This window comes from Saccharopolyspora sp. NPDC050642 (assembly GCF_040654735.1).
Classification (GTDB): domain Bacteria; phylum Actinomycetota; class Actinomycetes; order Mycobacteriales; family Pseudonocardiaceae; genus Saccharopolyspora; species Saccharopolyspora elongata.
Map to the genome: position 1 here is coordinate 539,677 of NZ_JBFAIN010000002.1, position 22,750 is coordinate 562,426.

The following is a 22,750-nucleotide window of genomic DNA, read 5'->3' on the forward strand; positions in this document are numbered from 1 at the left end:
CGATCAGGCCTCGGCGGTGGCTTCGCGCCACAGGTCGGCCTCGGCCTTGGCGGCCCGGTTGCGCCGGATGACGAACAGCACGACTCCAGCAACTGCGGCGAGTGCGAGCAGCTTCTTCACTTCCGGTCGCCTCCTAGCACGGCGTCAGCCCGAGCAGTTCTCGGAGCTGGGAAAAATTCCAGTGGGCCTAGAAGGACTTGAACCTTCGACCTCTTCGTTATCAGCGAAGCGCTCTAACCGCCTGAGCTATAGGCCCTTGGTGTGCTTCAAACACTACAGGACGCCTTCCGGCACCCGAAACGGGGGGTCCCCGTTGGGATCTCCCCGGACGTGGCGATCCCGGCCAGGGACCGGAATCGCCACGTCAGCGGCTCATTCCCGCTCGGAGAGGGTGACCTCGACGCCGCCGGCGAAGTCGGCCGCCACGTTGTAGATGAACGCGGCCACCGTCGCCAGCGCGGTCACCAGCACGATGTTGATCGCGCCGATGATGGACGCGACGCCGAACACCCGGCCGGCGCTGATCAGCGGCTCGCTGGCCGCGTCGTCGGGCTGGGTCAGCTCGGTGAAGGTGCCGTTGAGCTGGTCCCACACGCCCATGCCGTCGAGCACGCCGTACAGCACCGCGACCGCGATCATCCACACGAAGAACAGCGCGACGCTGAGCACCAGGGCGAGCTTCAGCACCGACCACGGGTCCAGCCGCTTCACCTGCAGGCTGGCCCGCCGCGGGCCTCTGCTCGGCCGCCGCGCCGAGGCCGTCGGCGAGGTGCGGGCGGCCCCGGCGGCACCGGTGGCGCCGCCGGTGAACGACACGGTCGTCCGCGCGGCCTGCGGCACCTTGGTGCGCACCGTTTCCTGGTCCTGCACCTGCTTCGGGATGTTCTGCGTGTCGGCGACGTCCGAACCCGGGGCGGCGGCCGCCACCGGGGTGCCGGCCTCGCCCGGCGCGGTCGCCGAGGCGCGTTGCCACGGTGGCGGTGCCTCGGTGCCGTGCAGGGCCTCCCCGTTGCCTTCGGCGTCCGGTTTGGCGGCCGAGCCGGACTCGGTGCCCTCGCCCCCGGTGCTGTCGTCGGCTGTCTGGGTGCTGACCGAAGCCCCGTCCGCATCCTGCTGCGGATCAGCCTGCTCCGGCTTCTCGGAAGGTGTCACGAGCGATCCTTCGATGATCGTCGGCGGCGGTGTGCGACGTGGTCTCCCACGGTTTTACTGCTGCTGCTCCGGCCCCGCAGCGTCCGGGTCGGCGGCCTCGTCGGCGTTGCGCGCGATCGCCACCAGCGCGGACCCCTCGTCCAGGTTCATCAGACGAACCCCCTTCGTCTGCCTGCCGGCCTTGCGCACCTCCTTGGCGGTGGTCCGGATGACCCCACCGGTCGAGGTGATCGCATAGAGCTCGTCGTCGATCTCGACGATGAGAGCCCCTACCAGCCTGCCACGCTTGTTGTCGTACTGGAGAGTCAGCACTCCCTTTCCGCCGCGGCCCTGCACGGGGTAGTCATCGATCGGGGTGCGCTTCGCGTAGCCGCCGTCGGTCGCCACCAGCACGTACCGGTCCTCCCGGACCACGCCCATCGCCAGCAGCTCGTCGCCGTCGTTGAACCGCATGCCCAGCACGCCCGAGGTGGCCCGGCCCATCGGCCGCAGCGCCTCGTCGGTGGCGTGGAACCGGATCGACTGGCCCTCGGCGGACACCAGCAGCAGGTCGTCATCGGCGGAGCACAGCACCGCGCCGACCAGCTCGTCGTCGTCCTTGAGGTTGACGCCGATCAGACCACCCGATCGGTTGGAGTCGAAGTCGGTCAGGCGGGACTTCTTCACCAGCCCGTTCCGGGTGGCCAGCACCAGGTACGGCGCCGCGGTGTAGTCCTTGATCTGCATGACCTGGGCGATCTGCTCGTCCGGCTGGAACGCCAGCAGGTTCGCCACGTGCTGGCCGCGCGCGGTGCGGTTGGCCTCCGGCAGCTCGTAGGCCTTCGCCCGGTAGACCCGGCCCTTGTTGGTGAAGAACAGGATCCAGTCGTGCGTGGAGCACACGAAGAAGTGCGACACGATGTCGTCCTGCTTCAGCTGCGCGCCCTGCACGCCCTTGCCGCCGCGCTTCTGCGCCCGGTACAGGTCGGTGCGGGTCCGCTTGGCGTAGCCCGTGCGGGTGATCGTGACGACCACGTCCTCGTCGGCGATGAGGTCCTCCATGGAGACCTCGCCCTCGAACGGGATGATCTTCGTGCGGCGGTCCTCGCCGTACTTGTCGACGATCTCCATCAGCTCGTCGCGGATGATCTGCCGCTGCCGCTCCGGCTTGGCGAGGATGTCCTTGAGGTCCTCGATCTCCCGCTCGATCTCGGCCAACTGGTCGACGATCTTCTGCCGCTCCAGGGCGGCCAGGCGGCGCAGCTGCATCTCCAGGATCGCGTTGGCCTGGATCTCGTCGACGTCGAGCAGCTCGATCAGCCCGGTGCGCGCGTCGTCCACCGTGGGCGACCGGCGGATCAGGGCGATGACCTCGTCCAGCATGTCCAGCGCCTTGACCAGACCGCGCAGGATGTGGGCGCGTTCCTCGGCCTTCTTCAGCCGGAACTTGGTGCGCCGGACGATGACCTCGACCTGGTGCTTGACGTAGTACCGGACCATCTGGTCCAGCCGCAAGGTGCGCGGCACGCCGTCGACCAGGGACAGCATGTTGGCGCCGAAGGTGGTCTGCAGCTGGGTGTGCTTGTAGAGGTTGTTCAGCACCACCTTCGGGATCGCGTCGCGCTTGAGCGTGACCACGATCCGCATGCCGCGCCGGCTGTTGGACTCGTCGGCGATGTCGGAGATGCCGGTGAGCTTGCCCTCCCGGTGCATCGAGGCGATGTTCTCGATGAGGTTGTCCGGGTTGACCTGGTAGGGCAGCTCGGTGACGACCAGCGTGGTGCGTCCCTTGTTGTCCTCTTCGATGGTGACGACGGCCCGCATCTTGATGGAGCCGCGACCGGTGCGGTAGCAGTCGGCGATGCTGCTGGTGCCGAGGATGAGCCCGCGGGTCGGGAAGTCCGGCCCCTTGATCCGCTCGATCAGCGCTTCGAGCAGCTGCTCGTCGTCGGCCTCGGGGTTTTCCAGCGCCCAGACGACGCCGTCGGCGACCTCGCGCAGGTTGTGCGGCGGGATGTTGGTGGCCATCCCGACCGCGATCCCGCCACCACCGTTGACCAGCAGGTTCGGGAAGCGCGAGGGCAGCACGGTGGGCTCTTGCGTGCGGCCGTCGTAGTTGTCGGCGAAGTCGACGGTGTCCTCTTCGATGTCGGCGAGCATGTGCATCGCCAACGGGTCCAGCCGCGACTCGGTGTACCGCATCGCCGCGGCCGGGTCGTTGCCGGGCGAACCGAAGTTGCCCTGGCCGTCGATCAGCGGGTGGCGCATCGACCACGGCTGGGCCAGGCGGACCAGGGTGTCGTAGATCGCCGAGTCGCCGTGCGGGTGGTAGTTGCCCATCACGTCGCCGACGACGCGGGAGCACTTCACGTATCCGCGGTCCGGGCGGAAGCCCGAGTCGTACATCGCGTACAGCACGCGGCGGTGCACCGGCTTGAGGCCGTCCCGCACGTCGGGCAGCGCGCGCGCCACGATGACGCTCATCGCGTAGTTGATGTAGGAGTTCTGCATCTCCTGCTGGATGTCAACCGGCTCGATCCGGCCGTGTTCCGGCGGCAGGATTTCAGTCACGACTTGAAAGTCCTTTCGGGTGGTCGGGTGTCAGCGCCCGTTGCCCGAGCCGCCACAGCTCGGGCAGACATGTCGCCGGTCGGCTCGATTTCGTCCGCTTCCGTCGCAGACCGGGCACTGCTCCAACCGGGTCATGGGGCTCCCTGTGCGATGCGCCGGATCAGACGTCGAGGAAGCCGGCGTCCTTGGCGTTGCGGGTGATGAACGAGCGCCGGGCCTCGACGTCCTCGCCCATCAGCACGCTGAACAGCTCGTCCGCGGTCGCCGCGTCGTCCAGCGAGACCTGCAGCAGCAGCCGGGTCTCCGGGTTCATGGTGGTTTCCCACAGCTCGTCGGCGTTCATCTCGCCGAGACCCTTGTAGCGCTGGATGCCGTCGTCCTTGGGCAGCTTCCGGCCCGCGGCGGCGCCCTGCGCCAGCAGCGCGTCGCGCTCCTTGTCGCTGTAGGCGTACTCCGGCTCCGACCGCGGCCACTTGATCTTGTACAGCGGCGGCTGCGCGAGGAACACGTGGCCGTTCTCGATCAGCGGCCGCATGAAGCGGAACAGCAGCGTCAGCAGCAGGGTGCGGATGTGCTGGCCGTCGACGTCGGCGTCGGCCATCAGCACGATCTTGTGGTAGCGCAGCTTGGACAGGTCGAACTCGTCGTGGATGCCGGTGCCCAGCGCGGTGATGATCGCCTGGACCTCGTTGTTCTTGAGGACCTTGTCGATCCGCGACTTCTCCACGTTGATGATCTTGCCGCGCAGCGGCAGGATCGCCTGGAACCGCGACTCGCGGCCCTCCTTCGCGGAGCCGCCCGCGGAGTCACCCTCCACGATGTAGAGCTCGCACTCCTCCGGGCTGTTGGACTGGCAGTCCTTCAGCTTGCCCGGCAGGCCGCCGATGTCCATCGCGCTCTTGCGCCGCACCAGTTCCTTGGCCTTGCGCGCGGCCATCCGCGCCTGCGCCGAGGACACCGCCTTGTTGACGATCACCTTGGCCTCGGCGGGGTTGCGCTCGAACCAGTCGGTGAGCCACTCGAAGGCGGTGGTCTGCACGAACGACTTGACCTCGGTGTTGCCCAGCTTGGTCTTGGTCTGGCCCTCGAACTGCGGCTCGCGGACCTTCACCGAGACGATCGCGGCGAGACCCTCGCGGACGTCGTCGCCGGTGAGGCTGCCGTCCTTCTCCTTGAGGAGCTTCTTCTCCTTGGCGTAGCTGTTGACCACGCGGGTCAGCGCCGACCGGAAGCCCTCCTCGTGGGTGCCGCCCTCGTGGGTGTTGATGGTGTTCGCGAAGGTGTAGACCGACTGGTTGTAGCCGGAGTTCCACTGCATCGCGATCTCCAGCTCGGAGCCCTTGCCGGACGCGCTGAAGGACACCACCTTCTTGTGGATCGGCTCCTTGGTGGCGTTGATGTGCCGGACGAAGTCCTCCAGGCCGCCCGGGTAGTGGAAGGTGCGCTCGGTGGCGCGCGCGGCGGTGCCGGCCGCGTCCTCACCGGACTCGTCTTCCTCGGCCGCGCGCTCGTCGCGGAGCACGATCGTCAGGCCCTTGTTCAGGAACGCCATCTCCTGAAGGCGGCGGGACACCGTCTCGGCGTTGTACCGCGTCGTCTCGAACACCTTCGGGTCGGCCCAGAAGGTGATGCTGGTGCCGGTCCGGTCGGTAGGCTCGCCGCGCTCGACGTCGGAGACGGGCTTGGAGTCCTCGTAGCGCTGCCGCCACACGTAACCGTTGGTGCAGATCTCGGCTTCCAGCGCCATCGACAGCGCGTTGACCACCGAGACGCCGACGCCGTGCAGACCGCCGGAGACGGCGTAGGCGTCGCCGCCGAACTTGCCGCCCGCGTGCAGCACGGTCAGCACGACCTCCAGGGTCGGCTTCTTCTCCACCGGGTGCATGTCGACGGGGATGCCGCGACCGTCGTCGACGACGCGGACGCCGCCGTCGGCGAGGAGGGTGACCTCCACCTTGGACGCGTAGCCGGCCATCGCCTCGTCGACGGAATTGTCCACGACCTCCCACACCAGGTGGTGCAGACCGCGTTCCCCGGTGGAGCCGATGTACATGCCGGGACGCTTGCGGACTGCCTCAAGGCCCTCGAGAACGGTGATGGATGACGCGTTGTATTCGCTCTTCTTCGGTGCCACGGGCCTCGATTTCTCCTTGAGCCGACTGTGCTGTCAGGGTGATCGGTCGGTGCCGGTTCGTTCACGCCCCGCACCGCACCGCGGACCACTTCGGGGCGACTCGTCCGTCGGGGCCGCACCCTGATGCGTGCCGGCGCCTGCGCGCCTCGACGACGACGTCGATCGAAGGCATCGGCCACACCCTTTTCCGATTCTACTGGTCCCCCGTGACAGAAGTAGGGCAAGGACACCCCTGACTTCCTCACAGAGCGGAGAACTCGAATCAATCCACCATCCGAGAGCCGCGAGCGACCGCCGGGGGATCTCTGCCGCGATCGGCCGGTCGCCCGCGCGTCCGCAGGACGGCGCGCACCGCGAGGCTACTAGCCGTAGGTGTCCCGCGGGCCCCGTCCGGGAACATGCCGGGGGCCGTGTCGCCAGCTGGGGGCGGCCGGGCCCTGCACCTTGATCCGGCGCACCACGTCGCGGCCGACGCCGTCGCTGATCCGCTTCAGGATCTGGCGCTGGAGCAGGCGCAGCTGGGTGGCCCACGCAGTGGACTGGGCCTGGACGGTGAGCTCGCCGTCCTTCAGCGCCACCGGCTTGGTGTGCTCGGCGACGTCGCCGCCGACCAGGGTGGCCCACTTGGCGAAGACCTGGCCGCCGGAGAGGTGCTCGGTCCAGCCGCGCTCGCTGGCGATCCGCGCGGCCAGCCGCCCCAGCGGCTGCGGGTCGCGGTCGTCCGGGCGAGGCCCCGACCAGCCACGACGGCGGCGCGTCCGGACGCCACCACCCTTCTTCTTGGCGTCGCGGCGGCGGGCGGCGGTCTGCTCGCGGGCGGCCTGCAGGGCGGCCCGGGCGAGGTCCGGCCCGGACAGCGCGGCACCATCGGACCCGACCGGGACCTGTGGTGACGCCGCCGAGTTATCCACACCATCCACAGAGTTATCCCCAGATGTGGGCAGATCGGCGACCTTTCCCACCTCTTCGATCACTCTGGGTGTACTTGACGACCGCGAACGGTTACTCGGCACGTCGCACCTCGCCTTCGCGGACGTCGAATCGGGCGCCGGTGAGCTCCGGCGGCACGTCCTCCGCCACCGCCGCGGTCACCAGCACCTGCTCGGCGCCGGCGACCAGGTCGGCCAGCCGGGCCCGGCGGCGGCGGTCGAGCTCGGCGAAGACGTCGTCCAGGATCAACACCGGCTCCGCGCCATCTTCGGTGAGCAGGTGGTAGGAAGCCAGCCGCAACGCCAGTACGAAGGACCAAGATTCTCCGTGGCTGGCGTATCCCTTCGCGGGCAGGTCGCCGAGCAGCAGTTCCAGGTCGTCGCGATGCGGCCCGACCAACGACACGCCGCGCTCGATCTCCTGCGGCCGGACCCGCTCCAGCTCGGTGAGCAGGGCCGATTCCAGTTCGGCCGGGTCGGCGGCCTTGCCCAGCGGCACGCCGTAACCGGCGGGAAGCGACTCGCCGAGGCTGCTGCGGTAGCGGACGTCGGCCACCCGGCCGGACGGCAAGGTGGCCTCGTCGGTGGCGGCGACGTTGGCATATGCGCTGGTCACGTGCGGTGCGATGGCGGCGACCAGGTCGAGTCGGCCGGCCAGCAGCTCGGCGCCGCAGCGGGCCAGGTGGCCGTCCCAGACCTCCAGCGTCCGCACGTCCGCCGAACCGCCGCCCCGCCGCGCCGCACCTGCGGACTTCAGCAGGGCGCTGCGCTGCTTGAGCACCCGGTCGTAGTCGGCGCGAACGCCCGCGTACCGGGGCGACCGCGAGACCAGCAGGTCGTCCATGAACCGGCGGCGCTCGCCCGGATCGCCGCGGACGATCGAGAGGTCCTCCGGCGCGAACAGCACGGTGCGCAGGATGCCCAGCACGTCGCGCGGCTTGGCGACGGCGCCGCGGTTGATCCGCGCACGGTTGGCCTTGCCCGGCGTGATCTCCAGCTCGACCAGCAGCTCACGCCCGCTGTTGACCACGGCGGCCCGCACCACCGCGCGTGCCGCGCCGTCGCGGACCAGTGGCGCATCGGTGGCGACGCGGTGCGAGCCGAGGGTCGCGACGTACCCGATCGCCTCGACCAGGTTCGTCTTGCCCTGTCCGTTGGCCCCGACCAGCACGGTGATGCCCGGCTCCAGGGCCAGGTCGGCGTGCGGCCAGGACCGGAAGTCGGTCACTTGCAGATGGCGGACGTACACGACGATCCAACTTAGAGGTCGGCCCGCGCCGGCCGGAGCCCTGCTGCCCCGGTCGGTCGGTGAGGTGGAGCGAACGGCCTGTTCGCCACGTTCTACGAGGTCAACGGTCCGTTCACACCGAGCCGGCAGGTGGTCCGGCGCGGGCGAACGGGCCGTTCGCACCGGAATAACGGCGCCGAGCGGCCGTCGACCTGCATCTGGCGATTTGTCGACAAGGCGATCTGGCGATGTGTGGCCTTCGCGGGCCGGGGGGGTGATTTGTCGACAAATCGACCCGGCCCGCGAAGGCTGCGATCAGTCCTCGGTCTTCTGCACGGCGTGGCCGCCGAACTGGTTGCGCAGCGCCGCGACCGCCTTCATCGCCGGCGAGTCCTCCTGCCGCGAGGCGAACCGCGCGAACAGCGAGGCGGTGATCACCGGGGTGGGCACGGCGTTGTTGATCGACTCCTCGACCGTCCACCGGCCCTCGCCGGAGTCGCTGACGTAGCCGCGCAGCTCGGCCAGCTCCGGGTCCTCCTCCAGCGCGCGGACCAGCAGGTCCAGCAGCCAGGAGCGGACCACGGTGCCACGGCTCCACGCCTTGATCGTCTCCGGCACGTTGGTGACCACGTCCGACGCGGACAGCAGCTCGAAGCCCTCGGCGTAGGCCTGCATCAGGCCGTACTCGATGCCGTTGTGCACCATCTTCGCGTAGTGCCCGGCACCCACCGGGCCGGCGTGCGCGAAGCCCTCCTCGCGCGGCCCCTCCGGGCGCAGCGCGTCGAAGATCGGCATGGCGCGCTCGACGTCCTCGGCGTCGCCACCGGCCATCAGGCCGTAGCCGTTCTTGGCGCCCCACACCCCGCCGGAAACCCCGACGTCGAGGTACTTGATGCCGTGCTCGGCGAGCAGCGCCGCGTTGGCCTGGTCATCGGTGAACTTCGAGTTGCCGCCCTCGATCACCAGGTCACCGGCGGACAGCCGGCCGGCCAGCTCCTCGACCGTCTGACGGGTCGGGTCGCCGTGCGGCACCATGATCCAGACGATCCGCGGGCCGGCCAGCTTCTGCACCAGCTCCGCGATCGACGCGACATCGCTGACGTCCGGGTTGCGGTCGTAACCGACGACGTCGTGACCGGCGGCGCGCAGCCGCTCACGCATGTTGAAACCCATTCGGCCGAGACCGACAAGTCCGAGTTGCACCGGATCTCCCTCTGCGAGCTGTGTATCGACTGGTTGGTCGGCGCGGATGGCCGGCCGCGGGGTGAGGACCTTCACCAGCTGAATCGATCCGACCGGAGCCTAGCCATCGGTGGCCGCGGCTCCGGCCGGGCAGTGCGCCGGATGTGACCCAGATCAGCCCGGGAGGCGGACCGGCATCAGGAGGTAGAGGTAGCCCTCCGCCACTTCGCCATCCTCGCCGACCGGCTTGACCAGCGCGGGGCGGTTGGCGGTGGTGAACTGCAGCTGGGCGCGTTCGGTCTTCATCGCGCCCAGGCCGTCGAGCAGGTAGGCCGGGTTGAACGCGATGGTCAGCGGCTCACCGGAGAGCTCGATCGCGAGCTCTTCCTCGGCGCTGCCCTCGTCGTCGCCGCCGGCGGTCAGCCGCAGCACCCGGTCGGAGAACTCCAGGCGCACCTGGGTGCCGCGCTCGGCGACCAGCGAAACGCGCTTGATCGCCTCGACCAGCGGGGCGACGTCGACGTTGGCGGTCACCGCGCTCTCGGCGGGCAGCAGCTGGCGGTACTTCGGGAACTCGGCGTCGAGCAGCCGGGTGGTGTTGCGGCGCGCGGTCCCGGACAGCCCGAGCAGGCCGTCGCCGGAAGCCAGCGAGATCTCCACCTTGCTGCCGCCGGCGCCCAGCGTCTTCGCGGAGTCGGCGAGCGTCTTGGCCGGGACGAGCACCGCGGTGTCGTCCATCGAGGTGCCCGGCTCCCAGGTGATCTCGCGCATCGCCAAGCGGAACCGGTCGGTGGCGACCATGGTCAGCTTGTCGTTGTTGATCTCCATCCGGATGCCGGTGAGCATCGGCAGCGTGTCGTCCTTGCCGGCCGCCACCGCGACCTGGCCGACGGCCTCGCTGAACAGATCGCCCGGGACCGAACCGGCGTGCTCGGGCATCGCGGGCAGTTCCGGGTAGTCCTCGACCGGCATGGTCGGCAGGCTGAACCGGGAGCTGCCGCAGGTGATGGTGACGCGGGAGCCGTCGACGGTGAGCTCCACCGGACGGGCCGGGAGTGCCTTGGTGATGTCCGCCAGCAGCCGCCCGGAAACGAGGGTCCGCCCGCTGTTGTCGATCGCGGCGTCGATGGTGACCTGGGCCGAGACCTCGTAGTCGAACCCGGAGATGGTCAGCGCCTCTCCGGAACTCGCGTCGAGCAGCACCCCGCCCAGCACCGGAACCGGTGGCCGTGACGGCAGGCTGCGCGCGACCCAGGCGACGGCGTCGGCGAGACCGTCACGTTCCACGCGGATCTTCATGGGTGTCCTTTCGGTTCCAGCCGTGGCTCGGCTGCCGAGAACTGTGTGTCGAGCTGGAGCGAAGCAGCTCATCGGGTCGTTGTGCCTCGTGTCCCCGCAATGAGGGCGAAGCGATCCCCCACGAGCGCCGTGCACGCGAAGTTCGGCCCGAGCTCGACCCGGAGTTCACGCCGGCAGCCTCCGCGGGAGTTCCACCGTAGAGCGTGCGACGCGATCTCCGCATCCGGGTCCGAGCAGTTCGTCAGGCCGTCCTGGCGGTCCGGGCCGAGTTGTCCACTTATCCACCGAGCCTTCTTCTCTTTTTCTTTTTTCTTCAAAGAGAAGAAATGAGAGCAGTAGTAGTAAGGGCTGTGAGTTGTGGGGACAAGTGGCGTTTGGGCTGGTCGGGTGGCGTGGTCGGGTGTGGATGAGCACGGGATGTAACCGGGGACTACGGCAACCGGGTGGTGGACAACTTCTGCCCCATCTCGGTCCGTCCACAACCATCCCCAGTTGTCCACAGTTCCATCCACAGTTGTCGACCCAGTTGTACCCATCCCCTGCCGGTTTTGGGCCCCTCCACCGATCGGGCTGTGGGCAAAGCTGTGAGAGCGTTGTGGTCAACCCGGCTCCGCTCTGTGGGCAGACCGCTTCAAATTGTGCACAGCTTGTGGATGGATTGGGGAAAACTCCAGGTCAGGCCTGGGGATGGAAAATCTGTGGACAGACAGCGCTCCGGTGGACTTTTTTGCCGGAGGGGTGAGGCGAAGACCACCCCGGTCCCCAGAAAAGTTCGGCGCGCCAGCCTCTTGCACAACTGCGGAGCGCGCTTGATCGACCTCGGAACGTGGTGATTTGCTGTCCCGGCGCGGCCGACGACGGCTCGATGCGCGCGCTTGGCGGCCTCTGGAGCCCGGCGCGGAACCCGAATTTTTCTGTAAGAGCGGTCTGATCCGGGCCGGGCGGCCCAACAGAAACATCTCGCCGCGCCCGGCTGACCCCGGAAGTACCCCCGAGCCCCGAAGCGGCCCGAGGGGCGCCCTGCCATCCGCGCCCGGACGCCGCCCCGCTGCGGGCTCGGCGGAGACTCGCCGGACCGACGCCCTACGACGCTCGACCGGAGAGCTTTCTGTTGGCGGGGGTGGCTCGCGGCGGGGTGGGGTGGCAGAAAGATTCGCCGTGCGAGCCGAAGGGAATCACACCGGGGACCGCGCGATAGCCCGGCTCAGGCCATCTGAGCGGGTCGACCCCTCTGACCTGGGCAGACGCCAGCTGGTCAGGTCGCGGACCCGATACCTCTTTTCCGCGAGTGCCACTGGCGCCGCGACGCGCGACTCTGTGCCGCTGGTGCCGCCGCGAGCGGCGAAGCCGCTCGGCGCACCTACGCAACTTGCACCGCCTTGGGTTCTCAGAAGCTTTCTCGCGAGGACAGCCGGACATACGTGTGTCGGGGATCCCGGAGTCGAGAAGGCTTCTGAGGTTCCGCTACCCGCACCGCTACGCAGAAAGACCCCAGATTCCTAAGAATCAGCGGGACTGCTGCTTGATGCGGGCGGTGAGCTCCTGGACGTGCTCGTACACGCGGCGCCGCTCCGCCATCTCCTTGCGGATCTTCTTGTCCGCGTACATCACCGTGGTGTGGTCGCGGCCGCCGAAGTACTGGCCGATCTTCGGCAGCGACGAGTCGGTCAGCTCCCGGCACAGGTACATCGCGATCTGCCTGGCCTGCGCCAGCGCCTTGGTCTTGCCCGGGCCGCACAGGTCGTCGATGGTCACGCTGAAGTAGTCCGCGGTCACGGCCATGATCGTCGGCGCCGTGATCTCCGGGGTCTGCGAGTCCGGGATCAGGTCGCGCAGCACGATCTCGGCCAGCTGCAGGTCGACCGGCTGCCGGTTCAGCGACGCGAACGCCGTGACCCGGATCAGCGCGCCCTCCAGCTCGCGGATGTTGCGCTCGATCCGGGACGCGATGAACTCCAGCACGTCGGCCGGCGCGTTCATCCGGTCCTGGGCGGCCTTCTTGCGCAGGATCGCGATCCGCGTCTCCAGCTCGGGCGGCTGGATGTCGGTGATCAGGCCCCACTCGAACCGGGTGCGCAGGCGGTCCTCCAGGGTCCGCAGCCCCTTCGGCGGCCGGTCCGAGGACACCACGATCTGCTTGTTCGAGTTGTGCAGGGTGTTGAAGGTGTGGAAGAACTCCTCCTGGGTGCCTTCCTTGCCCTCCAGGAACTGGATGTCGTCCACCAGCAGCACGTCGACGTCGCGGTACCGGCGCTGGAAAGCCACCTGCCGGTCGTCGCGCAGCGAGTTGATGAAGTCGTTGGTGAATTCCTCGGTGGACACGTAGCGGACGCGCATCCCGGGGAACAGCCGCTGGGTGTAGTGCCCGACCGCATGCAGCAGGTGCGTCTTGCCGAGCCCGGACTCGCCCCAGATGAACAGAGGGTTGTACGCGCGGGCCGGCGCTTCCGCCGCGGCGACGGCGGCGGCGTGCGCGAACCGGTTCGAGGAGCCGATGACGAACGTGTCGAAGGTGTACTTCGCGTTCAGCCTGGTCTGCGAGGTCGGCGGCGCGTGCTTCGGCGCGGTGAACGGCTGGCCCTGCGGCGGCTCGCCCCGGCCGAAGGTCGGCCAGATCTCGTTGCCGTTCTCCTCGGCTTCCGGCTCGGGCGAGCTCTCCGGCTCGGCATCCGCCTCGTCGGCCTCCAGCGGCTGCGGGACTTCGCCGCCCGGCCACTTGAACTCGGTGGTCGGGAAGTCGATCTCGGGTTTCGGGTCCGGCGCGGCGTGCCGCCCTTCGACGACGGGCGGGATCGAGCCGGTGTGCGCGGTGTGGCCGAACGTGTCGGTGCCCCGGCCGAAGCCCGTCGCGGGGACGTAACCGGGCGTGGGCTGATCGGCGCCGGGCGGGGTGGCGCGGCCGGACCAGGAGTCGGCCGGCGCGGGCGCCGCGACCGGGCGGGTGGGCGCGGGAACCGCGGTGTCCACCTTCACCGCGAGCGACACGTCGCGGCCGAGGCGGCGCGACAGCGCGTCGGTGATCGGATCGCGCAGCGCGCGCTCGATGGCTTCCTTGGCGAAATCACTGGGCGCGGCGAGCAGCGCGGTACCGTCCAGCAGCCCGATCGGCCGGGTCACCCGCATCCAGGCGCGCTGCTGTGGTGAGAGGGTGCCGGAGGACAGCTCCTGCACCACCTCTTCCCAAACTCGACCGAGATCGGATTGGTGGTCGGACACCGCCTTGCTCCCCTCCCCTCGCTCGCGCAGCCCCCCGGTGCGGTCCCGGGCCTGGCTCCCACGATGCTCGGGCGCGTTCGGTGTCACGGGACGGTGGGGCCAGACTCCTGTGGACACCTGTTCGAGCAGGTGTCCACAGAGTTGTCCACAACTTGTGTATGAAGGTACGGCAGGCCGGTCCGGTGATCCCCCCTGGGGCCGTCGTACCGCTGCGATCCAGGTCAGGGCATCCCCACAGAGTCCGGTGCTCCCACCCACCGGTCCGCGAATCGCAGGGGGGCACGCTAACAAGGTCACGCCACGCTTACAAGCGAGTCCCGGAGATGCCAGGAAGATCGCGATGTGGCAGCCTGTGGACCGTCGGCGCGCGGGCTGTCGCTTCCACATGACGACCCCGGTTCAGCGCCCCTCGTCGCCAGTGCGTACCCTCGTACAGTCCCCCGCTTCCTGAGCGGGCATGTCGCTGCGCCGAGATTTCGGCGCCGTGCACCGCTCGGTTCTGCCGATCGCCGCACGTCCGGCGACTGCGGCTCGCGAGGCAGGGACACCTTGACCGAACCGTGGTTCACCGTGGCCATCGGTGCCTGTAGTAACCGGGAGATCCGACCGTGAGCAAGGGCAAGCGCACTTTCCAGCCGAACAACCGCCGCCGTGCCAGGAAGCACGGGTTCCGGCTGCGCATGCGCACTCGGGCCGGCCGGGCCATCGTGGCCTCGCGCCGTCGCCGGGGTCGCGCGCAGCTGACTGCCTGATCGCGTCCGGCCGTGCTTCCCGCGGCAGCCCGGCTGACCAAGAACCAGGAGTTCCGCCTGGTGGTCCGTCGTGGTCGTCGGGCCGGTCGGTCCCGTTTGGTGGTCCACGTGCTGCGCGCGGACCAGGCACGGGACCTCGGCCCGCATCGCACCGGCGAGGCCTTACCGGAAGCCGAGGCGAATACGGCACCCACCCGGAAATCGGATATCACGACCCGGGTGGGTTTTGTCGTGAGCAAGGCCGTGGGCACGGCGGTGATCCGGCATCGGGTCACCCGCCGCCTCCGGCACCTGATGCGCGACCTCCTGCCCGCGTTGCCCGCTGGCACACTGGTGGTGGTCCGCGCCCTGCCACCGGCAGCAGGTGCGTCCAGCCGTGAACTCGGTGCGGACCTCGACGCGGCGCTGCGCAAGCTCCGCGTCATCGCCCCCGATGTTCCGGCGACGGGTTCCAGGTGATGGCTCCGGACGAGCAGCAGGACGACAGGCTCCGCGCCCCCGCTCGGCGCCCGAGCCCGCTCGCCTGGGTGCTGCTCGGTCCGGTGCACGTCTACCGCAAGGTGATCTCGCCGCTTCTGCCGCCTTCGTGCCGGTTCTACCCGAGCTGCAGCACCTACGCGGTAGAGGCGCTCACCGTGCACGGCCTGTTCCGCGGCGGCTGGTTGACGTTGCGCAGATTGCTGCGCTGCGGCCCCTGGCACCCTGGAGGCCTGGACCCGGTCCCACCGCCCCGTGAGCGGTTCGCGGCGGGTGGCCGCGTACCCGAGAAACCTGCCGAGGAGTAGCCCGCGTGCTGGACTTCATCTACTACCCGGTGTCGGCCATCCTGTGGTTCTGGCACAAGGTGTTCGGCTTCGTGCTGGATCCGGCCAGCGGCTACGCCTGGGCACTGGCGGTCATCTTCCTGGTCTTCACGCTGCGCGCACTGCTGTTCAAGCCGTTCGTGCACCAGGTGCGGTCGATGAAGAAGATGCAGGAGTTCGCGCCGCAGATCCGCGAGCTGCAGGCCAAGCACGGCGACGACCGGCAGAAGCTGGCCGCCGAGATGCAGAAGCTGCAGGCCGAGCAGGGCTTCAACCCGCTCAGCGGTTGCCTGCCGATCCTGGTCCAGGTCCCGGTGTTCATCGGGCTCTTCCACGTGCTCAGCGGGTTCAAGCCGGGCGCGCCCTCGAACTTCATCTTCAACGCCGACGACGTCGCCTCGTTCGTGGCGGCCGACCTGTTCGGCGCCAAGCTGTCGAACACCATCAGCCAGGCCCCCGAGGTGCTCGCGACGTTCGGCACCGACCGCTGGGACATGATGCTGGTCGGCGTGCCGCTGATGATCGCCGCCGCGATCGCCACGCACTTCACCGCGCGCCACTCCGTGCAGCGGCAGACCGCGGACGCCGCGGCCAACCCGCAGACGGCGATCATGAACCGGATGACGTTGTGGATCTTCCCGATGTTCGCGATCATCGGTGGTCCGTTCCTGCCGCTGGCCATTCTGATCTACTGGCTGGCCAACAACTTCTGGACGCTGGGTCAGCAGCGGGTGGTGTACAGCCGGATCGACCGCGAGGAGGCTGCGCTGGCCGGCGCGCCCGCGGTCGTCGAATCCACCGCGGTGGAGACCGACACCACGCGCAGCGCGGACCCGGTGGCCAAGGACGAACCCGGTGAGATCCCCGGGGTGATCGAAGACCGTTCTCGCGACGCGGACAAGCCGGGCGAGTCCCGCTGAATTCGTCGCGAACCCTGGAGAGGAGACACCCAGTGTCCGAAACCGTGCAGGAGTCGAGCCCGTCCGCGGCCGAGCCCCAGAACGAAGAGACCGCCGAGAAGTCCGAGGTGTCGAACACCGAGGCGCTCCTGGTGCAGGAGGGCGACATCGCGGGTGACTACCTCGAGCGGCTGCTCGACCTGCTGGACTACGACGGGGACATCGACCTCGACGTGGAGGCCGGCCGTGCGGTGGTGAGCATCGACGGCGGCGAAGACCTGGAGAAGCTGGTCGGCAGCCGCGGTCAGGTGCTGGAGTCGCTGCAGGAGCTGACCCGGCTCGCGGTGCAGCAGGAGACCGGTGTCCGCAGTCGGCTGATGCTGGACGTCGCCGGCTGGCGGGCGGGCCGTCGGCAGGAGCTGACGGAGCTCGGGCGGTCGACCGCCGAGGGCGTGCTGGAGAGCGGCAAGGAGGCGCGACTGCGCCCGATGACCCCGTTCGAGCGGAAGATCATCCACGACGCGATCGCGGCCGTCGACGGTGTCCACAGCGAGAGCGAAGGCGAAGAGCCCAACCGCAAGGTCGTCGTCTTCAAGAGCTAAGAGAACGAACGGCTCTGCGTGGCGGTGCGGGTGGCATCTATTTGAGCTTCGCAGCTGCGGTTGGTTGAACTGAATATCCTGATCCGGTGCTCCTGTCCGATACGGCAGGAGCACCGGTGTGTTTGGGCCGTGTTCCACGTGAAACATCGCCGAATGCGGCGCTCCTCCCCGCAGGCCTGCGAGCCCGAAGCGGTGGGTTTCACGTGAAACGTGGGTTGATGCTTGGCTGCGGAGCGCAATCCGGCAGGCTTAGGTCAGACACCTGGTTCCACGTGAAACATCGGGGTGAATGCTTTGACCGAAGGTGTGCCGGCGGCGGCGCAGGTCGTGTTCGGTGAGCGAGTGGCGTTGGCCGAACGGTTCTACGACATGCTCCAGGAGCACGGGATCCGCCGCGGATTGATCGGTCCGCGCGAGTTGGACCGGCTCTGGGAAAGACATTTGTTGAACTCTGCGGTCATTGCGGAGTTGCTGCCACCGAATTGCCGGGTGTTGGACGTAGGCTCTGGGGCGGGGCTGCCGGGCATCCCGTTGGCGATCGCCCGCCCGGATCTCAGCCTGACCCTGTTGGAGCCGATGGCTCGACGGGTGACGTGGTTGCAGGAAGTCATCACAGAGTTGGCGCTAACCGTCGAGGTGGTGCGCGGACGTGCCGAGGAGGGCCCGGTGCGCGAACGGCTGGCCGATCAGGACGCCGTGACCGCGCGCGCCGTGGCACCGATGGAACGGCTCGCGAAGTGGTGCGTCCCGCTGCTGCGGACGGGCGGCCGGCTGCTCGCCATGAAGGGCGACAGCGCGGCGGAGGAACTCGAACGGGACGCCGCGGCGATCGCCGCGGTCGGTGGCGGCCCCGGCGAGGTGGTTTCGTGCGGCGTCGGCGTGCTCGAAGTGCCGACGACCGTCGTCGTGGTGGAGCGGGTCTCGGCGGCCCGAAATGCGTCCGGTCGGCGTCGTGACGGTGCACGTCGAACGAGAAAGGATCGTGGACGGTGAATCCGGAGTCAAACGGAGCGGGTCGTGTTTCACGTGAAACGAAGGGGCGTGCAATGGGCGGGCTGCGTTTTCCTTCCGCGCCGGGTAGCGACCCATCGATGAGCAGCTTCGGCAAGGACGACATCGGCTGGACGCCGATCATGGAGGAGGCCCAGCGGGCGACCCGGGTGCTGCACCCGGAGACCCTGGAACTCCCCCGCCCCAGCCGCCGGCGGATCATCACCGTGGCGAACCAGAAGGGCGGCGTCGGCAAGACGACGAGCACGGTGAACCTCGCCGCCGGGCTCGCGCTGCACGGGCTCAAGGTGTTGGTCATCGACCTCGACCCGCAGGGCAACGCGAGCACCGCGCTGGGCGTCGAGCACCGCTCCGGCGTGCCGTCGGTGTACGAGGTGCTGCTCGGCGAAATCAACATCGCCGACGCGGCGGCGCAGAGCACCCAGTCGAAGAACCTGTGGTGCGTACCGGCGACGATCGACCTGGCGGGCTCGGAGATCGAGCTCGTGACCATGGTGGCGCGCGAGGGCCGACTGAAGGAGGCGCTGAACTCCGAGGCGGTGGAGCAGCTCGCGCCCGACTACGTCTTCATCGACTGCCCGCCGTCGCTGGGCCTGCTCACGGTGAACGCGATGGTCGCCGCGCATGAGGTGCTGATCCCGATCCAGTGCGAGTACTACGCGTTGGAGGGCCTGGGACAGCTGCTCCGCAACATCGAGCTGGTGCAGGCGCACCTGAACCCGGCGCTGTGGGTCTCGACGATCCTGCTGACCATGTACGACGGGCGCACCAAGCTGGCGGACCAGGTGACCGCCGAGGTGCGCGGGCACTTCGGCGACCTGGCGCTGCGGACGGTCATCCCGCGCAGCGTGAAGATCTCCGAGGCGCCCGGCTTCGGCCAGACGGTGCTGACGTACGACCCGGGCTCGCGCGGGTCGATGAGCTACCTGGACGCCGCTCGGGAGATCGCCGAGCGGGGGGCCGAGAGGAAGACAGCATGACCGAGCGTCGAGGTGGTCTCGGCCGCGGCATCGCCGCGCTGATCCCCAGCGGTCCCCCGGCCGGCGCTCCCCCGGCGGGCGCCGACGGCGCCGCGCTGCGCAGCCCGGTGCTCCGCGGCGCGCCGAGCACCGAGTCAGTGGAGGAGCCGGTTTCACGTGAAACCGGCGGCACCGTGGCCGGCGCGGTCTACCGCGAGATCGCCATCTCCTCGATCACGCCGAACCCCAAGCAGCCGCGCCAGGTCTTCGACGAGGAGGCGCTGCAGGAGCTGCAGCACTCCATCCGCGAGTTCGGCCTGATGCAGCCCATCGTGGTCCGCGAGCTCGAGGCCGATCAGTTCGAGCTGATCATGGGCGAGCGCCGGTGGCGCGCCTCGCAGCTGGCCGGGCTGGAGTTCATCCCGGCCATCGTCCGCAAGACGCAGGACGACGAGCTGCTCCGGGACGCGCTGCTGGAGAACATCCACCGGGTTCAGCTCAACCCGCTCGAAGAGGCGTCGGCCTACCAGCAGTTGCTGGAGGAGTTCGGCGTGACGCACGACGAGCTGGCCGACCGGATCGGCCGCAGCCGCCCGGTCATCTCCAACACCATCCGCCTGCTGCGGCTGCCGATGGCGGTGCAGCGCCGGGTTGCGGCCGGGGTCCTCTCGGCCGGGCACGCCCGCGCTCTGCTCAGCCTGGAGGACGCCGGAGCCCAGGAGGACCTCGCGAAGCGGATCGTCGCGGAGGGCATGTCGGTCCGCGCGACGGAGGAAGCGGTGACGCTCCAGAAGTCGGCGGCGCCCGCGAAGGAGAAGCCGGCGGCGAAGAAGCCGATCCAGGCCCCCGGCTTCGAGCGGCTGGCTGATCGGCTGTCGAACCACTTCGACACGAGGGTCAAGGTGGAGCGCGGCAAGCGGAAGGGGCGGATCGTCGTCGAGTTCGGGTCCGTGGACGATCTTGAACGGGTCACAGAGTTGATCTTGGGCGAACATGCCCGTGGACTCGACGATCAATGACACTGGGGTCTTTCGTCACGGTGACGATGACTTTGAGTGATTGAAAATCACGATTGGTGGCCAAAACAAGAGGGCCGGTCTCATCGGAGACCGGCCCTCTTGTTTCACGTGAAACGGCGGATCACCGCGACCGCGCGATCGCCCGCTCGACGAGAGTCGCGAAGACCTCCCCCAGTGACCGGCCGGCGGCCTCGACCGCCATCGGCAGCAGGGAGGTCTCGGTCAGCCCGGGCGACACGTTGACTTCCAGGAAGTGCGGCGTCCCGTTGCGGTCGATGATCGCGTCGGTCCGGGAGACGTCGCGGAGCCCGAGCAGTCGGTGCGCGGCGATCGCCAACTCGCCCGCAGCGGCGGCGGCCTCCGGCGAGACCTCGGCGGGTGCGCGGTAGCTCGTGAGCCCGGCGGTGTATCGGGCGGTGTAGTCGTAAACCCCGTCCGCCGGTTCGATCTGCACCGCGGGCAGCGCCTCCGGACCGTCCGGCCCGTCGATGACGGTGATCGCCACCTCGGTGCCCTCCACGAACTGCTCGACGAGCACCGCGTCCCCGTAGGACAGCGCGCCCACCATCGCCGACGGGAGCTCGGCGGCGTCGCGCACCACGTGCGCGCCCAGCGCCGACCCGCCCTGGTCCGGCTTGAGCATCAACGGCAGTCCGAGCTTCGCCACGAGCGCGTCCAGCACCGCCTGCGCGCCGAGCTCGCGGAAGGTGGCGTGCGGCAGCGCGACCCAGTCCGGGGTGGCCAGTCCGGCGCGCGCCAGCTCGGCCTTGGCGGTGGGCTTGTCCCACGCCCTGCGGCACGCGTGCGGGCCGGTGCCGACGTACGGGACGCCGATCATGTCCAGCACGGCCTGAACCGCGCCGTTCTCCCCTTCCCCGCCGTGGAGGGCGACCACGACCGCATCGGGGCGCTCCTGCTCGATGCGGGACAGCAGCCGGGCGTCCGCATCCCACTCCGCGACGGTCACGCCGACCGAGCGCAGCGCGGCGGACAATCGACGCCCGGAGCGCAACGACACCTCGCGCTCATGCGACAGCCCTCCGGCTAGCACGGCAACCCAGCGATCAGACACTCAGCACACCCCTGGAAAGTAGTAGTCCACTGTGCTCAGGAGGACTCCTGGTGCACAGTGGACTGTTTGGATTTCGGGCCAGGATTCGGCGAAAACTCTACGCCGTGTCGGGCGACGGAGCCTGGGGGCCTTGGACGCTGCGCTGGGGCACCGTGCCGAAGGTGCGGACCAGTTCCATCTCCTCGGTCAGCGTGTTGGCCAGTCGCCGCACGCCCTCGCGGATCCGCTCCGGCGTCGGGTAGCAGAACGACAGCCGCATCTGCCGGCTGCCGAACCCGTCGTGGTAGAAGCCGGTGCCCGACACGTACGCGACGCGCTGGGTCACCGCGCGCGGCAGCATCGCCTTGGTGTCCACGCCCTCCGGCACGGTCAGCCAGACGAAGAAGCCGCCGTCCGGGCGCGTCCACGTGCAGCCCGGGGGCATGTACTGCTCCAGCGCGCTGAGCATCGCGTCGCGGCGCTCGCGGTACTGCTCCTGGAAGATCTTGATCTGCCCCTGCCAGTCGTGCGTGCTCAGGTAGCGGGACACGATCATCTGGTTCAGCGTGGGCGGGCACAGCGTGGCCGACTCCGCGGTCAGCACCAGCTTCTCCCGGATCGCGTGCGGCGCCAGCACCCAGCCGACCCGCAGGCCCGAGGCGAAGGTCTTGGAGAACGAACCGAGGTACACGACGTTATCCGCGTCCATGCTGCGCAGCGCCGGGAGCGCTTGGCCGTCGAAGCCGAGCAGGCCGTACGGGTTGTCCTCCACCACCAGGATGCCGTGCTGGGCGCAGATCTCCAGGATCTCGGCGCGCCGCGGCAGGGCCAGCGTGATGCCGCCCGGGTTGTGGAAGTTCGGGATCGTGTAGAGGAACTTGATCCGCTTGCCCTGGGCGTTCACGTTGGCGATGGCCTGGCGCAGCGCGTCGGGCTGCAGGCCGTCGTCGTCCATCGCGACGTGCACGACCTCGGCCTGGTAGGCGGCGAACGAGCCGAGCGCGCCGACGTAGGACGGGCCCTCGGCGAGGATGACGTCGCCCGGGTCGCAGAAGATCCGGGTGACCATGTCCAGGGCCATCTGGGAGCCCGCGGTGACCATCACGTCGTCCGGGTGGGCGGAGATCCCCTCCAGCGCCATGACGTCGCAGATCTGCTCGCGCAGCTCCGGAACGCCGTGCGCGGAGCCGTACTGCAGCGCCACCTGGCCGTCGACGGAGATCAACCGGGCGACCTCGGCGGCCAGCGAGTCCAGCGGCAGCGCGGCGAGGTTCGGCATGCCGCCGGCCAGGGATACCACCTCGGGGCGGCTGGCGACGGCGAAGAGAGCTCGGATCTCGGAGGCGGTCATCCCAGCGGTCCGCTCGGCGTAGTGCGCCCGGTACGCGTCCAGGTTGCGTGCGGGCTTCTCGGGCGAGCTGGGCTGTTCCGGCTTGGCCGGCTGGCTTCCGTGATCCGACATATCGCGCTCCGGTTTCGGTTGTGCGCTCTGGTCATCCCATGGGGACGATCGGGCGATTCTATAGGTCCTATCGCCACAACCCCCTCGACATGTAACCAGCACCTCGCTGGAAGAAGGTTTTCCAGGCTCGTTTTGCGTAGCGGTGCGGGTAGCGGCCCCCTGCGGGAGTTACAGACGCCGCCTGGACTGTGGGAGCCCCGACTTACGTGTCCAAACGCGGCGTCGGGGCTGTCCTCGCCAGGCGACGTCTGAGAACCCGCAGCGGTGCGAGTTGCGAGGGTGGGCTAAGCGGGCTGCGCCGCTTGCGGCAGCTCTCGCACATGCCGCGCAGGGCGTCGCGGCGGCGGTTGTTCAGATGGCTCCGGTGGTTGGTGATGGTGGAGCCGATGGTCGTGCCGGTTCCCGCCACCAAACCGACCGGGCGGTAACCCATCTCACCCCATCGAGTCGCTGACGGTGAGCGCTGGCGCTTCCGGTCGCGGCCTGCGGCGGCTTATCCTGG

The 22,750-nt window shown here is 69.1% G+C and carries 18 protein-coding genes, 1 tRNA gene and 1 pseudogene; 8 read left to right on the forward strand and 12 right to left on the reverse strand.

Translation table 11 applies throughout. The annotated features are described in order from the left end of the window. Nucleotides 1–12 precede the first annotated feature (12 nt). The 10 genes and pseudogenes from AB0H93_RS06295 to dnaA all read right to left on the reverse strand — a co-directional run. Nucleotides 13–120, reverse strand: a pseudogene (locus AB0H93_RS06295) (DLW-39 family protein); the annotation flags it as partial. Nucleotides 121–182: 62 nt separating this feature from the next. Then, a tRNA-Ile gene (locus tag AB0H93_RS06300) sits at nt 183–256 on the reverse strand. A 116-nt stretch (nt 257–372) separates the two neighbouring features. Next, complete coding sequence (locus tag AB0H93_RS06305; protein ID WP_358568206.1) at nt 373–1,152, reverse strand: DUF3566 domain-containing protein; 780 nt, start codon at nt 1,150–1,152, stop codon at nt 373–375. 54 nt (nt 1,153–1,206) lie between these two features. Beyond that, nucleotides 1,207–3,702 (reverse strand): DNA gyrase subunit A, encoded by a 2,496-nt coding sequence (gyrA, locus tag AB0H93_RS06310; protein WP_358568209.1) that lies wholly within the window; start codon nt 3,700–3,702, stop codon nt 1,207–1,209. 160 nt (nt 3,703–3,862) lie between these two features. Next, nucleotides 3,863–5,836, reverse strand: a complete 1,974-nt coding sequence (gene gyrB, locus AB0H93_RS06315; RefSeq protein ID WP_358568211.1) for a DNA topoisomerase (ATP-hydrolyzing) subunit B — start codon at nt 5,834–5,836, stop codon at nt 3,863–3,865. Between the two features lie 362 nt (nt 5,837–6,198). After that, complete coding sequence (locus tag AB0H93_RS06320; protein ID WP_358568500.1) at nt 6,199–6,747, reverse strand: DciA family protein; 549 nt, start codon at nt 6,745–6,747, stop codon at nt 6,199–6,201. Between the two features lie 91 nt (nt 6,748–6,838). Further along, complete coding sequence (gene recF, locus AB0H93_RS06325; protein ID WP_358568215.1) at nt 6,839–8,014, reverse strand: DNA replication/repair protein RecF; 1,176 nt, start codon at nt 8,012–8,014, stop codon at nt 6,839–6,841. A 294-nt stretch (nt 8,015–8,308) separates the two neighbouring features. Then, a complete protein-coding gene (gnd, locus tag AB0H93_RS06330; RefSeq protein WP_358568217.1) occupies nt 8,309–9,196 on the reverse strand; it encodes a phosphogluconate dehydrogenase (NAD(+)-dependent, decarboxylating) in 888 nt (295 codons plus the stop codon). A gap of 153 nt (nt 9,197–9,349) precedes the next feature. Continuing rightward, on the reverse strand, nt 9,350–10,474 hold the full coding sequence (gene dnaN, locus AB0H93_RS06335) for a DNA polymerase III subunit beta (RefSeq protein ID WP_358568219.1): 1,125 nt from the start codon (nt 10,472–10,474) through the stop codon (nt 9,350–9,352). Between the two features lie 1,506 nt (nt 10,475–11,980). Further along, nucleotides 11,981–13,690: a chromosomal replication initiator protein DnaA gene (gene dnaA, locus AB0H93_RS06340; RefSeq protein WP_358568222.1), complete on the reverse strand. Its 1,710-nt coding sequence runs from the start codon at nt 13,688–13,690 to the stop codon at nt 11,981–11,983. 608 nt (nt 13,691–14,298) lie between these two features. Here dnaA and rpmH point away from each other — a divergent pair. The 8 genes from rpmH to AB0H93_RS06380 all read left to right on the forward strand — a co-directional run bounded on the left by rpmH (nt 14,299) and on the right by AB0H93_RS06380 (nt 19,735). Further along, nucleotides 14,299–14,442 carry a 50S ribosomal protein L34 gene (gene rpmH / locus AB0H93_RS06345; protein WP_083822226.1) on the forward strand — a complete coding sequence of 48 codons (144 nt, stop codon included), beginning with the start codon at nt 14,299–14,301 and terminating at the stop codon, nt 14,440–14,442. 12 nt (nt 14,443–14,454) lie between these two features. After that, entirely contained in the window at nt 14,455–14,901 is a 447-nt protein-coding gene (rnpA, locus tag AB0H93_RS06350) for a ribonuclease P protein component (protein WP_358568224.1), read from the forward strand. Next, the gene (yidD, locus tag AB0H93_RS06355; RefSeq protein WP_358568226.1) at nt 14,901–15,227 is read left to right on the forward strand and encodes a membrane protein insertion efficiency factor YidD; all 327 of its coding nucleotides are present in this window, start codon (nt 14,901–14,903) and stop codon (nt 15,225–15,227) included. Before rnpA ends, yidD begins: the two co-directional genes overlap by 1 nt. Nucleotides 15,228–15,232: 5 nt before the next feature. Continuing rightward, nucleotides 15,233–16,165, forward strand: a complete 933-nt coding sequence (gene yidC, locus AB0H93_RS06360) for a membrane protein insertase YidC (protein WP_358568229.1) — start codon at nt 15,233–15,235, stop codon at nt 16,163–16,165. Between the two features lie 32 nt (nt 16,166–16,197). Continuing rightward, a complete protein-coding gene (locus AB0H93_RS06365) occupies nt 16,198–16,746 on the forward strand; it encodes a R3H domain-containing nucleic acid-binding protein (protein ID WP_358568232.1) in 549 nt (182 codons plus the stop codon). Nucleotides 16,747–17,088: 342 nt separating this feature from the next. Continuing rightward, complete coding sequence (gene rsmG / locus AB0H93_RS06370; RefSeq protein WP_358568235.1) at nt 17,089–17,739, forward strand: 16S rRNA (guanine(527)-N(7))-methyltransferase RsmG; 651 nt, start codon at nt 17,089–17,091, stop codon at nt 17,737–17,739. A 98-nt stretch (nt 17,740–17,837) separates the two neighbouring features. Further along, nucleotides 17,838–18,737: a ParA family protein gene (locus tag AB0H93_RS06375; RefSeq protein ID WP_358568238.1), complete on the forward strand. Its 900-nt coding sequence runs from the start codon at nt 17,838–17,840 to the stop codon at nt 18,735–18,737. Then, nucleotides 18,734–19,735 carry a ParB/RepB/Spo0J family partition protein gene (locus tag AB0H93_RS06380; protein WP_358568240.1) on the forward strand — a complete coding sequence of 334 codons (1,002 nt, stop codon included), beginning with the start codon at nt 18,734–18,736 and terminating at the stop codon, nt 19,733–19,735. Before AB0H93_RS06375 ends, AB0H93_RS06380 begins: the two co-directional genes overlap by 4 nt. 121 nt (nt 19,736–19,856) lie before the next feature. Here AB0H93_RS06380 and AB0H93_RS06385 read toward each other — a convergent pair whose 3' ends face one another. Both AB0H93_RS06385 and AB0H93_RS06390 read right to left on the reverse strand, forming a co-directional pair. Next, nucleotides 19,857–20,807, reverse strand: a complete 951-nt coding sequence (locus AB0H93_RS06385) for a D-alanine--D-alanine ligase (RefSeq protein ID WP_132479445.1) — start codon at nt 20,805–20,807, stop codon at nt 19,857–19,859. A 97-nt stretch (nt 20,808–20,904) separates the two neighbouring features. After that, complete coding sequence (locus AB0H93_RS06390) at nt 20,905–22,248, reverse strand: PLP-dependent aminotransferase family protein (protein WP_358568244.1); 1,344 nt, start codon at nt 22,246–22,248, stop codon at nt 20,905–20,907. Nucleotides 22,249–22,750: the final 502 nt, after the last annotated feature.

Excerpts from the sequence above, each read along its gene's own strand:
- AB0H93_RS06380 (WP_358568240.1), top strand. The coding sequence starts at position 18,734 with ATGACCGAGCGTCGAGGTGGTCTCGGCCGCGGCATCGCCGCGCTGATC.
- dnaN (WP_358568219.1), bottom strand. The coding sequence starts at position 10,474 with ATGAAGATCCGCGTGGAACGTGACGGTCTCGCCGACGCCGTCGCCTGG.
- AB0H93_RS06375 (WP_358568238.1), top strand. The coding sequence starts at position 17,838 with ATGAGCAGCTTCGGCAAGGACGACATCGGCTGGACGCCGATCATGGAG.
- AB0H93_RS06390 (WP_358568244.1), bottom strand. The coding sequence starts at position 22,248 with ATGTCGGATCACGGAAGCCAGCCGGCCAAGCCGGAACAGCCCAGCTCG.
- yidD (WP_358568226.1), top strand. The coding sequence starts at position 14,901 with ATGGCTCCGGACGAGCAGCAGGACGACAGGCTCCGCGCCCCCGCTCGG.